The organism is Streptomyces sp. A012304 (genome assembly GCF_026008495.1).
GTDB lineage: Bacteria > Actinomycetota > Actinomycetes > Streptomycetales > Streptomycetaceae > Streptomyces.
Window position 1 is genome coordinate 12,157 of the sequence record NZ_BQUN01000063.1, and the last position, 14,718, is coordinate 26,874.

10 protein-coding genes are annotated in these 14,718 nt (G+C 73.0%); 7 read left to right on the forward strand and 3 right to left on the reverse strand.

What is annotated here, in order from left to right; all coding sequences use genetic code 11:
- Nucleotides 1–246 precede the first annotated feature (246 nt).
- Together ALMP_RS14190 and ALMP_RS14195 are read left to right on the forward strand one after the other, a co-directional pair.
- Nucleotides 247–1,368 carry a glycosyltransferase family 4 protein gene (locus ALMP_RS14190; protein WP_264927618.1) on the forward strand — a complete coding sequence of 374 codons (1,122 nt, stop codon included), beginning with the start codon at nt 247–249 and terminating at the stop codon, nt 1,366–1,368.
- 133 nt (nt 1,369–1,501) lie between these two features.
- Nucleotides 1,502–1,864 (forward strand): hypothetical protein, encoded by a 363-nt coding sequence (locus tag ALMP_RS14195; RefSeq protein ID WP_264927620.1) that lies wholly within the window; start codon nt 1,502–1,504, stop codon nt 1,862–1,864.
- A gap of 15 nt (nt 1,865–1,879) precedes the next feature.
- On the opposite strand, the gene ALMP_RS14200 is transcribed toward ALMP_RS14195, so the two are convergent.
- A complete protein-coding gene (locus ALMP_RS14200; RefSeq protein WP_264927622.1) occupies nt 1,880–3,523 on the reverse strand; it encodes a PucR family transcriptional regulator in 1,644 nt (547 codons plus the stop codon).
- Nucleotides 3,524–3,755: 232 nt separating this feature from the next.
- On the opposite strand from ALMP_RS14200, the gene ALMP_RS14205 reads away from it, so the two are divergent.
- Both ALMP_RS14205 and ALMP_RS14210 read left to right on the forward strand, forming a co-directional pair.
- Nucleotides 3,756–5,249: an APC family permease gene (locus tag ALMP_RS14205; protein ID WP_264927624.1), complete on the forward strand. Its 1,494-nt coding sequence runs from the start codon at nt 3,756–3,758 to the stop codon at nt 5,247–5,249.
- Between the two features lie 44 nt (nt 5,250–5,293).
- Nucleotides 5,294–6,250: an LLM class F420-dependent oxidoreductase gene (locus tag ALMP_RS14210; protein ID WP_264927626.1), complete on the forward strand. Its 957-nt coding sequence runs from the start codon at nt 5,294–5,296 to the stop codon at nt 6,248–6,250.
- On the opposite strand, the gene ALMP_RS14215 is transcribed toward ALMP_RS14210, so the two are convergent.
- Nucleotides 6,237–7,619, reverse strand: a complete 1,383-nt coding sequence (locus ALMP_RS14215) for an FAD-binding oxidoreductase (RefSeq protein ID WP_264927628.1) — start codon at nt 7,617–7,619, stop codon at nt 6,237–6,239. The genes ALMP_RS14210 and ALMP_RS14215 overlap by 14 nt on opposite strands.
- 67 nt (nt 7,620–7,686) lie before the next feature.
- On the reverse strand, nt 7,687–9,489 hold the full coding sequence (locus ALMP_RS14220) for a glycoside hydrolase family 15 protein (RefSeq protein WP_264927630.1): 1,803 nt from the start codon (nt 9,487–9,489) through the stop codon (nt 7,687–7,689).
- A 531-nt stretch (nt 9,490–10,020) separates the two neighbouring features.
- Between ALMP_RS14220 and ALMP_RS14225 the strand changes: the two genes are divergently transcribed.
- The 3 genes from ALMP_RS14225 (at nt 10,021) to ALMP_RS14235 (ending at nt 14,717) form a co-directional block, all read left to right on the forward strand.
- On the forward strand, nt 10,021–11,691 hold the full coding sequence (locus ALMP_RS14225; RefSeq protein WP_264927633.1) for a CTP synthase: 1,671 nt from the start codon (nt 10,021–10,023) through the stop codon (nt 11,689–11,691).
- Nucleotides 11,692–11,786: 95 nt separating this feature from the next.
- Nucleotides 11,787–12,413 carry an NUDIX hydrolase gene (locus tag ALMP_RS14230; RefSeq protein ID WP_264927634.1) on the forward strand — a complete coding sequence of 209 codons (627 nt, stop codon included), beginning with the start codon at nt 11,787–11,789 and terminating at the stop codon, nt 12,411–12,413.
- Nucleotides 12,414–12,653: 240 nt separating this feature from the next.
- The gene (locus ALMP_RS14235) at nt 12,654–14,717 is read left to right on the forward strand and encodes a tetratricopeptide repeat protein (RefSeq protein ID WP_264927635.1); all 2,064 of its coding nucleotides are present in this window, start codon (nt 12,654–12,656) and stop codon (nt 14,715–14,717) included.
- Nucleotide 14,718 lies beyond the last annotated feature (1 nt).

A 14,718-nucleotide genomic window follows, 5' to 3' on the forward strand; every position in this document is an offset into this window, starting at 1 on the left:
TCGGGCCGGATCAGTACGGGTCGTGTCGGGCCGGGCGCAATCGAACGGAGGCGTGGCCTCCTTCACTCGTGTGGGTGATAAGTGGGGCCGTGTTGCCGGGGCCCCGGCCGCTCGGCGGCACGGAACACCCGTGCGTGCTGGCATCCTTGGCGTAGGACGTGGAGGCCCCGAGCGGTACATCCCTCCGCCCGACCCTCTGTACGTTCCTTCGTGACCGTCCGACGCCGAACCAGGAGCCCCGGCCACGTGAGCAGCCACTCACCGCACGGCCAGTCGTCGCTGCGCACCGTGCAGGTGCTGGGCGGTGGCAACGCCGGCAGCAGCGCGCATGTGCGCTCCCTGGCCGCGGGGCTCGTCGCGCGGGGCGTGCGGGTGACGGTGTGCGCCCCCGACGAGGCCGATCACCTCTACGACTTCACGGGCGCCGGCGCCGAACACGTGCACGTGCCCCGCAGCAGCGACCCGGGGTCCGTGACCGCGCTGCGGGCGGCCTGCACGGACGCCGACCTCGTCCACGCCCATGGACTGCACGCCTCGTTCCGGGCCGTGCTCGCGCTCAGCGGCCGGCGCACCCCGCTCGTCGTCACCTGGCACGACCGGGCGCACGCCGAGGGCGCCCGCGCCCATCTGCTGCGGCTGCTGGAGCGGCGGGTGGCGAAGACGGCCGCCGTGGTCCTCGGCACCACCTCCGACCTGGTCGACCGGGCGCGCCGCACCGGCGCGCGGGACGCCCGGCTCGGCGCGGTGGCGCTGCCCGGACCCCGCGGGGCCGAGGAGGACCCCGACCGGCCGCGCCCGAAGCTGCGGGCCGAACTCGGCGCGATCGGGCGGCCGTTGATGGTGGCCGTCGGCGCCCTGGACCGCCACCGCGGACACGAGGTCCTGCTGGACGCCGCGCGCGCCTGGCGCCGGCTGGACCCGGTGCCGCTGGTCGTGGTCGCGGGGGAGGGGCCGCTGCGGGCGGAGTTCCAGAGCCGTATCGAGGACGAGGGGCTGCCCGTCCGGCTCCTGGGACGGCGGGACGACCTGGGCGGCCTGCTGGCCGCCGCCGACCTCGCGCTGCTGCCGGGCTGCGGGGAGTCGCGGTCGGTGCTGGCGCAGGAGGCGCTCCACGCGCGCGTGCCGCTCGTCGCGGTGCGGACCAGCGCGGTGCGGGAACTCGTCGGCGACGCGGCCGAACTCGTCCCGGCCGGTGACGCGCCGGCCCTCGCCGAGGCCGTCGTCCGGCTGCTAGACGATCCCGAACGGTGCGCACGGCTGCGGGACCTGGGCGCCCGGCAGGCGGCGACCTGGCCGAGCGAGGACGAGACCGTCGCGCAGGTCCTCAGCGTCTACGACGAGTTGACGCAGCCCCGCCCGATGATCTGAGGCGGTCCGCTCCGGCGGCTTCCCGCGGGGTCGTGTTCTCCCGCTGCACGAGATCGTGGGAGCACCTCAACTCCTGGAAGAGCGGCGGTAGTTGGCCGAACAGTGATCGGTGGCGAGCACTAAGGTGGAGCGCATGTCTTCCGTACTAGTGATCGGTTATGACCCGAGCGCCGTCGCCGCTCTCATCCCGGACGTCGATCCGGACGCCATCCGCGCGGGGCTCACCCAGCAGCTGGCCCGATTCGCCGAGCAGGGCGTCGACGCCGCCGTCACGACGGTCGTGGCGGACGAGGCGGCCGAGCCCACCCTCGTCGCCTCGCTGACCGAGCGTCCGTGGGACGTGGTGGTCATCGGCGCCGGGATCCGCAAGACCGACGAGCTGGTGCCGCTGTTCGAGCAGATCCTGAGCCTGATCCGCCGGCACGCGCCACAGGCGGAGGTCGCCTTCAACACCTTCCCCGGGGACAGTGTGGAGGCGGCCCTGCGCCGGCTCTGAGGCCGGGCCGGCCGCTCACGGCACCAGGCGCCGCGCCCGCAGCGCCAGGCTCAGCGCCAGCACCGTCTGCGGGTCGTCGAGGTCGGTGCCCAGGAGCTCACCGATGCGGGCGAGCCGGTTGTAGAGCGTCTGCCGGTTCAGGTGCAGCTCACGGGCCGTCTCCGCCTTGCGGCCGGCGTGCGCCAGGTAGGTCTCCAGGGTCGGCAGCAGCGGCGGCCTGGAGCGATGGTCGTGGTCGCGGACCGGGCCGATCGCGCGGTCCACGAAGGCCGCCAGGTCGGGATGGTCGCGCAGGCGCCACAACAACAGGTCGATGTCCAGACGGCGGGCGTCGTACCAGGGGCGGTCCGACAGGCCCTGGGCGGCGGTCGCCGTCTCCGCCGCGTGCCGCAGCCCCGCCGAGGCCGCCGCCCAGCCCCCCGCGACACCCACGACCACCACCGGCGCCGGGGCACCCGGCCGCCGCATCCCGGCCCGCTCCACCCCGGCCCGCAGCGCCGCCGCCACCCGGTCCGCGACCGCCGACCGCTCCGACTCCGAGCGCAGGCCGAGCAGCAGCGGCACCCGGCCCTCGACCGGCCGGACGCCCAGCAGGACCGGGACCCCGACCGAGGCCAGCTCCTCCGCGACCGCGCGGGCCAGCACCGCCCAGCCCCCGCCGGGCGAACGCGCGTCGCCCAACCGCATCACCACCGGCAGCAGCGGGCCGTCACCCGGCTTGAAACCCAGCACCCGCGCCTGCGCCGGAGCGTCCTCCGCGGCGATCCGCCCCTCGGCGAGGTCGGTCAGGAAGTCGCCCCGGCCGCGCGCCGCCAACTCCTCCTCCTGGCGGGCCTGCATCAGCACCACGGCGAGGATCCCGGCCGCCCGCTCGGCGGCGATCCGGTGCACCGGCGCGAGCGGGGCGCGCACGGGCAGCAGCACAAGCCGGGCGCGCACCGCACCCGCCCCCGGCCCACCCCCGGGCACGTCCACCAGCACCGAACCGGCGGGCGGCGGCGCGTCCTTGCGCGGGCCGCGCAGCCCCTCCCACACCTGGAGCGGATCCGCCCCCTCCGGTCCCGCGCCGGCCGCGTACAGCAACAGCCCGTCCGTCGTCTCCAGGAAGACGGGGTTGTCGCTGAAGTCCGCCAGGATGCCGAGGACCTGCGGGATCCCGCCACCGCCCAGCAGCGCCTCCGTGCAGCGGCGGTGGACCTCCTCGGCCCGCTGGAGCAGCGCGTAGTGGCCGTTGACGATCTCCGTGTGGATCTCCTCGGTGACCGTCACGAACGGCACCTCTCGATGGAGCTGGACCAGGGGCAGGCCGGTCGCCCGCGCCGTCTCCACCAGCGCCGAGGGCAGCCGTGCGAAGCGCGGACCCAGTTCGATCACCAGGGCCGCGATGCCCCGCTCGGCCAGGGTGCGCACGAACGCCCGCTGCTCGGCCGGACGGGTGCCCAGACCGTAGCCGGTGCTCAGCAGCAGCTCGCCGCCCTTGAGCAGCGAGGCGATGTTCGGGACCTCGCCCGCGTGCACCCAGCGCACGGTCCGGCCCAGCCGGTCGGCGCCCGCGACGATCTCCGGCAGCCCGCTGCGCAGGCCGGGCAGCTCCAGCGCCCGCCGCACGGTGACGCCGGCGCTCTCGCTGTCGAATCGATGGTCCGTGCGGCTGTCCATGCAGCGGACGCTACCCGCGCGGACGTTGCGGCGACATCTCCGCGCGATTACACCGACGATCATCGCCGGTCCCCGCCCGACAATGCGTCGCCCCGCGCCCCGGATTGTCGTACCGACTGCCTGTTGTGGCATGCGTCACTCCGCGTTCAGACTGTCGCTTCCGCAGGGAAAGCACTGGCTGATCTTCGGATTTCGTTGTGAAACACCCTGAAGAGCAACGAGAGGGCGGGAAGTGACAGAAACACCCACACGCGAGGTGCAGCGGCTCAAGCCGAACTCCGTAGGCCTGGTCGGCGTCGTCTTCATGGCGGTCGCCACCGCCGCGCCCATCACCGCCATGACCGGCAACCTGCCCATCGCCGTCGGCTTCGGCAACGGCACCGGCGCACCCGCCGGCTACCTCTTCGCGACGCTCGTGCTGACGGTGTTCTCCGTCGGCTACGTCGCGATGGCCCGCCGCATCACCGCCGCGGGCGCGTTCTACGGCTACATCTCGCACGGCCTGGGCCGGATCGCCGGCATGGCCTCGGGGATGCTCGCCGTGCTGGCGTACATCGTCTTCGAGGCGTCCATCGTCGGCGTCTTCGCCTACTTCGCGCGGACCACCGTCCACGACCAGCTCGGCGCCGACCTCCCCTGGATCGTCTACGCGGCCGCGATGCTGCTGGTCACCGCCGTCCTCGCGTACTTCGACATCAACCTCACCGCGAAGGCCCTCGGGGTGATGCTCATCGCCGAGATCGCCGTCCTCTTCGCGGTCGCCACCGCCGTACTGCTGCGGGGCGGCGGCCCGGACGGCATCCCCCTCGAGCCCGTCGACCCCGCGAACGCCTTCACCGGAGTCTCCGCCGGACTCGGCCTGTTCTTCGCCTTCTGGTCCTGGGTGGGCTTCGAGTCGACGGCGATGTACGGCGAGGAGAGCCGCGATCCCAAGCGCGTCATCCCGCGCGCGACGCTGATCTCCGTCATCGGCGTCGGCGTCTTCTACGTCTACGTCTCCTGGATGACCATCGCCGGCAACGGCCTGGAGGGCTCGGTCCGGGTCTCCTCCGGGACCAGCCCCCTCGACCTGTTCTTCGACCCGGCGCACGCCTTCATCGGGGCCTGGGCCGTCGACGCCTTCCAGTGGCTGCTGATCACCGGGTCCTTCGCCTGCGGCATGGCCTTCCACCAGTGCGCGGCCCGCTATCTGTACGCCATCGGCCGTGAGGGCTTCCTGCATCCCGCCCTCGGCCGTACCCACAGGGAACACGGCTCGCCGTACGTCGCGTCCTTCGTTCAGTCGGTCATCGCGGCCGCGCTGGTCGGCGCCTTCTGGCTGACCGGGCAGGACCCCTACGTCCACCTCTACACGCTGCTGGCGATCCTCGGCACGATGGCCATCCTCATCGTGCAGACCCTGTGCTCCTTCACGGTCATCGGCTACTTCCGCCGCCACCACCCGGAGGACCGCCACTGGTTCCGCACGTTCACCGCCCCGCTGCTCGGCGGCATCGGCATGATCGCCGTGGTGGTGCTGCTGGTCGTCAACCTCGACACCGCCGCCGGCACGGCGGCCGACTCGCTGTTCTTCAAGGCCATCCCGTGGATCGTGGGCCTGGTGTTCTTCGGCGGGCTCGCCCTCGGTTTCTACCTGCGGGCCAGGCGGCCGGAGCGCTACGAGGTCATCGGCCGGATCGTCCTGGAGGACGCGGCCGAACGCGCCGAGACCCCCGTCAACGCCTGATCATCCAGGGGGTTGGGGCACGGGCGGCCGGGTAGCGGCGGGCCATGGAGATGAGTGTGGTCGCCGTGGCACGCGAGGACGACAGCCCGGTCGACGAGCCGCTGCGGGTCGCGGCGCTCGCCGACCGGCTCGGCTACCGGGAGGTGTGGGCGGGGGAGGGGCCGACCTGGGACGCCTTCGTCCTCGCCGCCGGGCTCGCCCGGGTCACCGAACGGGCGGTGCTGACGGCCGGTCCCGTGCCGGTGTCCGTGCGCGACCCGGTGACGATCGCCCGGGGCGCCGCCTCGGTCGCCGCGATCACCGGCCGGCCGGTCGGGGTCGCCCTGGGCACCTCCAGCAAGCGAGTCGTCGAGGGCGTGCACGGCCGCCCCCGGACCCGGCCCGCCACCGCCCTGACGGAGACGGCGGCGGCCCTGCGGGAGCTGCTGCACGGCGAGCCGGGCGAGCCGATCGTGCCCGGCAGCACCTTCCGGCGCCGCCTCGCACCGCCCGGCGGCCCGCTCACCGTCGCCGCGTTCGGGGACCGCGCGATCGCCGCGGCCGCCGCGCACGCCGACCGCATGCTGCTCGACCTGGTCTCGCCGCGGCAGGTGCGCGAGCTGCGCGCCAAGCTGAGCGCGGCGGCCGAGCGGGCGGGCCGGACACCGCCGACGCTCGCCGCCTGGCTGCCGGCCGCCGTCGACCCCGCGCCCGAGTCGCTCGCGCAGGTGCTGGGCAGCATCGCGGGATACCTGACGGTGCCCGGATACGCCGAGGTGTTCGCCGAGGCCGGCTTCGGTGAGGCCGTCGCCCTGGCCGCGTCGGGCGCCGACCGCGCCACCCTCGTGCGCGCCCTGCCCGCCGCGGCGGCGGCGACGGTCGGCCTGGTCGGCGACCTGGACACCGTACGGGCCCGGATCGCCGCCTACGCCGAGGCGGGGCTCGACGAGATCGCCCTGGTCCCGGCCACCACGGGCGATCCGGCGGGGGAGCGCACCCTGACGGCGCTCAGGTCGGCTTGATGTTGTGGTTGAACCGGAACACGTTGTCGGGGTCGTAGCGGCGTTTCAGCTCGCCGAGCCAGCGGGCGTTGTCCGCGCCGACGCCCGCGACGACCCGCTCGGCGCCCTCGTCACCGATGAAGTTGAGGTACACGTCCCCGGTGCGCCACGGGCGGACGTCGGCGCGCACCTGGCGGACCCAGCGCACGCACCGCTCGTCGTCCGCCGCGTCCTCCCAGGTCCCGTAGGGGTGCACCGCCCACGGGGCGTCCCGGAACGGCACCGGGTACGCGTGCGGCCCGGCGGCGACGGCGCCGCCCTGCGGGAACAGCACGTGCTGGGTGCCGGTCGGCACCGGCATGGACCGCGCGCGGGCGCAGAAGACGTCCACGAAGTCGTCGGGGGCGCTCGTCAGGTACTCCGCCGACCAGTAGTTCCGCATCCCGGGCGGATCGTCGATCATGCACTGCACGTCCGCGTACGGCACCGCCCCGACGATCTCCGTCTCGTGCGGCAGCGCCAGCAGCGGTTCGGCCAGCTCGCGCAGGTCCGCCTCCGCACCCGCGTACGTCAGCAGCACCGCGCACACCAGCGTCCCCACCAGGTGCGGCGGGACGAACTCCTCGGGCGGGCCGGTGAGGTAGAGCACGGCGCCGCCCGCCTCGTCGGGGCCGGCGGTGATCACATCGCGGAAGGCGCGGGTGGCCTCGGGGCCGGACTCCGGCGGGCACAGCAGCAGCGCGATGGCGAACTCGGGCAGCTCGTGCAGGGTCAGGGTGAGCGCGGTGGCGACACCGAAGTTGCCGCCACCCCCGTGCAGCGCCCAGAACAGGTCGGGGTTCTCGTCGGCGTCGGCGTGGATCCGCTCGGCGTCGGCGGTGACGAGTTCGACGCCCAGCAGGTTGTCGACGGCCAGACCGAAGCAGCGGTCCAGCCAGCCGGTGCCACCGCCCAGGACGAAACCGCCGACCCCGGTGGTCGAGGCCCGGCCGCCGGTCGTGGCGAGGCCGTAGGGCTGGGTGGCGCGGTCCAGGTGGCTCATCGTGGCCCCGCCCTGGATCCGTACCGCCCCGGCCGCCGGGTGGACGGTCACCTCGTGCATCCGGCGCAGGTCGATCACGAGGCCGTTGTCGTTCACGCCCATGCCCGCGACGCTGTGTCCGCCGCCGCGCACCGCGATCTTCAGATCCAGGTCCCGGGCGAACCGCACCGCCCGCACCACGTCGTCCTCGTGCGCGCACCGCGCGATCACCGCGGGCCGGCGGTCGATCATCGCGTTGAAGACGGTGCGGGCCTCGTCGTAGCCCGCGTCCCCCGGGGCGAACACCTCGCCGGCGAGATCCTCGCGCAGCGCGGCGAGGGCCGCGCCCGCCTTCGACGGGGAAGCCATGGGGCGCCCCCTTCCGTGCAGGGGATGCTGGCTCCCAGCCTAGGCAGACGGGCCGTGTCCGTCCTGTTCAGCCGCCGTAGGCGCCGGACGCCGTCAGGCGCAGGGCCGTGTCGATCAGCGGGACGTGGCTGAAGGCCTGCGGGAAGTTGCCCACCTGGCGTTGCAGGCGCGGGTCCCATTCCTCGGCGAGCAGCCCGAGGTCGTTGCGCAGGGACAGCAGCTTCTCGAAGAGCTTGCGGGCCTCGTCCACGCGGCCGATCATCGCGAGGTCGTCCGCCATCCAGAACGAGCAGGCCAGGAAGGCGCCCTCGTCGCCGGGGAGGCCGTCGACGCCCTCGTGGTCGCCCTGGGTGGGGTAGCGCAGGATGAAGCCGTCCGGCGTGGATAGCTCCCGCTGGATCGCCTCGATGGTGCCGATCACCCGCTTGTCGTCGGGCGGCAGGAAGCCCATCTGCGGGATCAGCAGCAGCGACGCGTCCAGCTCCTTCGAGCCGTAGGACTGCGTGAAGGTGTTGCGTTCCTTGTCGTAGCCCTTCTCGCACACGTCCCGGTGGATCTCGTCGCGCAGCTCGCGCCACCGCTCCAGCGGGCCGTCCGCGTCGCCGGACTCGATCAGCTTGATCGTGCGGTCGACGGCGACCCAGGCCATGACCTTGGAGTGCACGAAGTGCCGGCGCGGGCCGCGCACCTCCCAGATGCCCTCGTCCGGCGTGTCCCAGTGCTTCTCCAGGTAGCGGATCAGCTTCAGCTGGAGCAGGGAGGCGTAGTCGTTGCGGGCCAGGCCCGTCATGTGGCCGAGGTGCAGGGCCTCGGTGACCTCGCCGTACACGTCCAGCTGGAGCTGGTGCGCGGCGCCGTTGCCGACCCGGACCGGGGCGGAGTTCTCGTAGCCCGGCAGCCAGTCCAGTTCCGCCTCGCCGAGTTCCCGCTCGCCCGCGATGCCGTACATGATCTGGAGGTTCTCCGGGTCGCCCGCGACCGCGCGCAGCAGCCACTCGCGCCAGGCGCGCGCCTCCTCGCGGTAGCCGGTGCGCAGCAGCGAGGACAGGGTGATCGCCGCGTCACGCAGCCAGGTGTAGCGGTAGTCCCAGTTGCGGACACCGCCGATGTCCTCGGGCAGGGAGGTCGTGGGGGCGGCCACGATCCCGCCGGTGGGGGCGTACGTCAGCGCCTTCAGCGTGATCAGCGAGCGGATCACGGCCTCGCGGTAGGGGCCGTGGTACGTACAGTGCTCGACCCACTCGCGCCAGAACTCCTCCGTCGCCTCCAGCGACTGCTCCGGCTCCGGCAGGGGCGGCGGCTCCTTGTGCGAGGGCTGCCAGGAGATCGTGAAGGCGATCCGGTCCCCCGGGGCGACGGTGAAGTCGGCGTACGTCGTCAGCGACTTGCCGTAGGTCTCGCAGTCCGTGTCGAACCACACCGAGTCCGGGCCCGCGACGGCGACCGTGCGCCCCTCGTGCTTGTGCACCCACGGCACGACCCGGCCGTAGGAGAACCGCATCCGCAGGGCGGAGCGCATGGGGACGCGGCCGGAGATCCCCTCGACGATGCGGATCAGCTGCGGGGCGCCGTCACGCGGGGGCATGAAGTCGGTCACCCGGACCGTGCCGCGCGGGGTGTCCCACTCGGACTCCAGGATCAGCGAGTCGCCCCGGTAGGAGCGCCGGGCCGCGGTGGGCGGCTGCTGGTCGGAGGCGTAGGCGGGCCCGAGCCGCCAGAAGCCGTGCTCCTCGGTGCCCAGCAGACCGGCGAAGATCGCGTGCGAGTCGAAGCGGGGCAGGCACAGCCAGTCCACTGTCCCGTCACGGCAGACCAGGGCAGCGGTCTGCATGTCTCCGATGAGTGCGTAGTCTTCGATGCGCCCGGCCACGTGCAAACTCCAGTCGAACGGCCACGTCATCCCACGAGGGGGCTGTCGCTAGTGCGGTCAAGGGGGGTCGGTGTAATGCGTCGTTGAGCATTGAAGGAAAGCAGTCGCTCAGCCGTGTTGGCAAAACGCCAATTCTTGCTCAACGAACTGACGAGCTCTCGTTGTTCCGGTGGATACGGACGGGGGTGTTGCCGTGTTGGCCGGCCGGGCTCGGCAGCGAGTGTCCGAGCAGGATACGACGCACGTAGATGATCTGCGTGCCGGTCCGGACAACGCGAGTGGGCCGAACGGGTGAGCACCGGGTGATGAGTCGGTGAGCGTCCGCGGGCCGGTGTCGGGCCGTGTACGGAGCGTGGCCGGAAGCCATCCCCGCGCGGCGCTGATACCCTGGTAGCCCGTGGACCGGTGGGCTCGAAAACCCCCGAACCGCAGCGACGGCACCCTCGGAAACCTCCGGCACAAACCGCTGGTGAGAGCCTCCGGAGCCGTACCGCACCCCCAGACCGCGACCACGGGAGCCCCCTCTTGGCCATGCCGCCCAAAGCTACGACGACCAAGCACATCTTCGTCACGGGGGGTGTCGCCTCCTCTCTCGGCAAGGGTCTGACGGCCTCCAGCCTCGGCATGCTGCTCAAGGCGCGGGGCCTGCGGGTCGTGATGCAGAAGCTCGACCCGTACCTCAATGTCGACCCTGGCACGATGAACCCGTTCCAGCACGGTGAGGTGTTCGTCACCAACGACGGCGCCGAGACCGACCTGGACATCGGCCACTACGAGCGCTTCCTCGACCGTGACCTCGACGGCTCCGCCAACGTCACCACCGGGCAGGTCTACTCGACGGTGATCGCCAAGGAGCGCCGCGGCGAGTACCTGGGCGACACCGTGCAGGTCATCCCGCACATCACCAACGAGATCAAGCACCGCATCCGCCGTATGGCGACGGACGAGGTCGACGTCGTGATCACCGAGGTCGGCGGGACGGTCGGTGACATCGAGTCGCTGCCGTTCCTGGAGACCGTACGCCAGGTCCGTCACGAGGTGGGCCGGGACAACGTGTTCGTGGTGCACATCTCTCTCCTTCCCTACATCGGCCCCTCGGGCGAGCTCAAGACCAAGCCCACCCAGCACAGCGTGGCCGCCCTGCGCAACATCGGTATCCAGCCGGACGCGATCGTGCTGCGCTGCGACCGCGAGGTGCCCACCGCCATCAAGCGCAAGATCTCGCTGATGTGCGACGTCGACGAGGCCGCCGTGGTCGCCTGCCCCGACGCCCGCTCGATCTACGACATCCCGAAGACCGTGCACGGCGAGGGCCTGGACGCCTACGTGGTCCGCAAGCTGGACCTGCCGTTCCGGGACGTGGACTGGACGACCTGGGACGACCTGCTGGACCGCGTCCACAACCCCGACCACGAGATCACCCTCGCCCTGGTCGGCAAGTACATCGACCTGCCCGACGCCTATCTCTCGGTCACCGAGGCCCTGCGCGCGGGCGGCTTCGCCAACAAGGCCCGCGTGAAGATCAAGTGGGTCACCTCGGACGACTGCAAGACCCCGGCCGGCGCCAAGGCCCAGCTCGCCGACGTCGACGGCATCTGCATCCCGGGCGGCTTCGGCGACCGCGGTGTGCTCGGCAAGGTCGGCGCCATCCGCTACGCCCGCGAGAACAGGATCCCGCTGCTCGGCCTCTGCCTGGGCCTGCAGTGCATCGTGATCGAGGCGGCCCGCAACCTCGCGGACATCGGTGACGCGAACTCCACCGAGTTCGACCCCGCCACCGCCCACCCGGTCATCTCCACCATGGCCGAGCAGCTCGACATCGTCGCCGGCGAGGGCGACATGGGCGGGACGATGCGTCTGGGCATGTACCCGGCCAAGCTGGCCGAGGGCTCCATCGTGCGCGAGGTCTACGACGGCAAGGAGTACGTCGAGGAGCGGCACCGTCACCGGTACGAGGTGAACAACGCCTACCGCGCGGAACTGGAGAAGAAGGCGGGCATCCTGTTCTCCGGCACCTCCCCGGACGGCAAGCTCGTCGAGTACGTCGAGTACCCGCGTGACGTCCACCCCTACCTGGTCGCCACGCAGGCCCACCCCGAGCTGCGCTCGCGGCCGACGCGTCCGCACCCGCTGTTCGCCGGCCTCGTGAAGGCGGCCGTCGAGCGTCAGCGGACCGAGGGCGCGCGGCAGAATTCGAAGTAACACACCAGTTGTACGGTGGCCGGGGTGCATCCCTTCAAAGGTGAGCACCCCGGCTTTCTTTTTCACTGTTCTCCGCGGCATGGGAAGGGCACGGCATGACGATCAAGGACAGCGCCGAGGCGTGGGAGATCCGGGCGACGGAAACCCCCTTCGTCGGCAACAAGACCTCCGTCCGCACGGATGAGGTGGTCATGCCGAACGGCTCGGTGGTCCGCCGCGACTACCAGGTCCACCCCGGTTCCGTGGCCGTCCTCGCCCTCGACGCCGAGGACCGCGTCCTGCTCATCCGGCAGTACCGCCACCCGGTGCGGCAGAGGCTGTGGGAGATCCCGGCCGGCCTGCTGGACGTGCCCGGCGAGAACCCGCTGCACGCCGCCCAGCGCGAGCTGTACGAGGAGGCCCACGTCAAGGCCGAGGACTGGCGGGTCCTCACCGACGTGTACACGACCCCCGGCGGCTGCGACGAGTCGGTGCGGATCTTCCTCGCCCGGGAGCTGTCCGAGGCCGACGGGGAGCGCTTCGCGGCGGAGGACGAGGAGGCCGACATGGAGCACGCGCGCGTGCCGGTCGACGAACTCGTCCGGGGTGTCCTCGCGGGCGAGCTGCACCACAACGCCCTCGTCGTGGGCCTCCTCTCGCTGGTCGCCGCACGCGGCGGCGACGGACTGGACGCGCTGCGCCCGGCGGAGGCCCCCTGGCCGGCACGGCCCTTCGAGGCGTAGGGCCTGGGCGGCGCGGCCCTCCACGGCTTGCGGGGAGGCGTGGGGACCTTGCCCGGCGCGCTCTTGCAAGGCGTGGGCCGCCGGATCCACCCTGCGGTGTGACCATCGCCTGATCCGATCGGGCGACGCCACCGCCGTGCTCCTCCCGGAACGTCGCAGAGCGTGAACTAGGCTCTGGAATCGCCCGATCCGGAAGATCCGGCGGGCTTGCGCGTGCGGTGTGGGACGGGAGTGTGGCCCGTGACGGATCAGGCAGTGGGCACAGGCGGCGTGCAGCTGTCCGGACACGCTGCGACGAAGGGCCGTTTCCTGGGCCGCACCCGGGAGTTGAAGGAGCTGCGGGCCGACATCGAGCGCGCGGGACTGGACACCATCGCCGGGCGGAAGGCCCCCCGCGCGCGCGTGCTGCTCATCGCAGGCCGGCCCGGATCCGGCCGTACGGCCCTCGCCGAGGAACTCGCCCGGCAGGTCGCCGACCGTTACCCCCACGGTGTGCTGCGCGCCCGCCTCGCCGAGCCCGACGGCACCCCGGTGCCCGTCGAGCGCGCCGCCCGCGAACTGCTCGCCGGCCTCGGGCTGCCGACGCCGGCCGGCGCCGACGAGGACGACCTCGCCGCCGCCCTGCGCGAGGCCCTCGCCGAGCGGCGCGCGGTGCTCCTGCTCGACGACGCGGCCGGCGCCGACCAGGTCGACGCCCTGCTCCCGGACACCCCGGAGTGCCTGCTCGTCGCGGTCTCCGCCGGCCCCCTCACCGGCATCTCCGACGTGCGTCCCTGCACCCTGGGCGGCCTGGACACCAAGTCCGCCCTGGAGCTGCTGACCCGCTACACCGGCTCGGTCCGCGTCACCGTCGACCCGTACGCCGCCGAAGGCCTCGTCGAGGTCTGCCAGGGCCAGCCCGCCGCGCTGATCCTCGCGGGCGGCTGGCTCGCCGTCCGCCCCAAGGCGGCCGTCGCCGACCTCGTCAAACAACTGCACGCCGAGGCCGACGACGCGGCGGACACCCCCCTCGGCCGCGTGTTCCGGCTGGTGCATGCCTCGCTGCCGGCGACCGCCGCCCGGATACTGCGTCTGCTCAGCCTCGCCCCGGCCGGCCTGGTCGACCCGCACACCGCCTCCGCGCTCGCCGGCTGCTCGATCGACGCGGCCCGCACCACCCTGGACGACTTCGTCGCCCTCGGCCTGCTGCGGGCGGTCGACTCGCCGCTGCCCGAGTACGAGGTCCCCGCCTGTCTGCACCCCCTGCTGCGGGCCGCCGCCGAGACCCATGAGCGCTCCGGCGACCTCCAGCTGGCCCGTGCCCGCATGCTGGAGCGGACGGTACGGCTGCTGCAGTCCTGCCGGGCGATCACCGAGACGGACAACCCGCAGGCCCGCGAGAAGCTCCAGGGCATGCCGCGCGCCCTGCGCTTTCCCACCCCGCGCGCCGCCGCCGACTGGCTGCGCCTGCGCCGTCCCGCCCTGCTCGCCTCGGCCCGCCTCGCCGTCGCCGACGGGGAGCTGGACACCCTGGCCAGGCGTCTGATGTCCCAGCTGGTGCGGGCGATGGTCGCGCACTTCGGCACCCAGGCGGCCGCGCCCGACCTGTACGGCGTCCACCAGCTCGTCCTGGACGTGGCCGAGCGGCGCGACCTGCCCCGCGAGAAGGCCGCCGCGCTGCTGAACCTGGCCGATGTCGACGCCCGCACCGGACGGACGGCGGCGGCGCTGGCGCGCTACCGGGCCGCGCTCGACGCCGGACGCGAGGCGAACGACCCGTACGCGACCGGCCGCGCCATGGAATCCGTGGGCGGCGCGCACCTGGAGCTGGGGGACTACGAGCGGGCCGCCGACTGGTACGGCCGCGCCCTCGCCCAGCGGCTGGCCCGCGACGAGCGCGCGGACGCCGCCCGGCTGTACGGCCGGATCGCCACCGCGCACACCTACGCGGGCCGCTACGGCGAGGCGCAGCGGCACTGGCGGGCGGCTGCTTCCTGGCACCGCAAGAACGGCGATGTGGCCGCGTACGCGCGGGCGTTGAGCGAACTGGGACGCGTCCAGGAGTACGCGGGCCGGCCCGAGGAGTCGCTGCGCACCTGCCAGGAGGCGGTGGAGTGGGCGCGCCGGGCGGAGGACGCCCGGCTCCAGGCCGCGCTCCACCTCCGGCTCGCCGACACCCTTGAGCACCTCGGCGACCCGGCGGCCGCCCGCCTGCACCGGGGCACGGCCGAGCGCATCCTGGGAGAAGAGGCCGTCCCTGAGGATCCAAGGCCGGAACACGACGCTAACGCCTACGAAATCCGTAGTGCATCCGCTGAAGATTGAT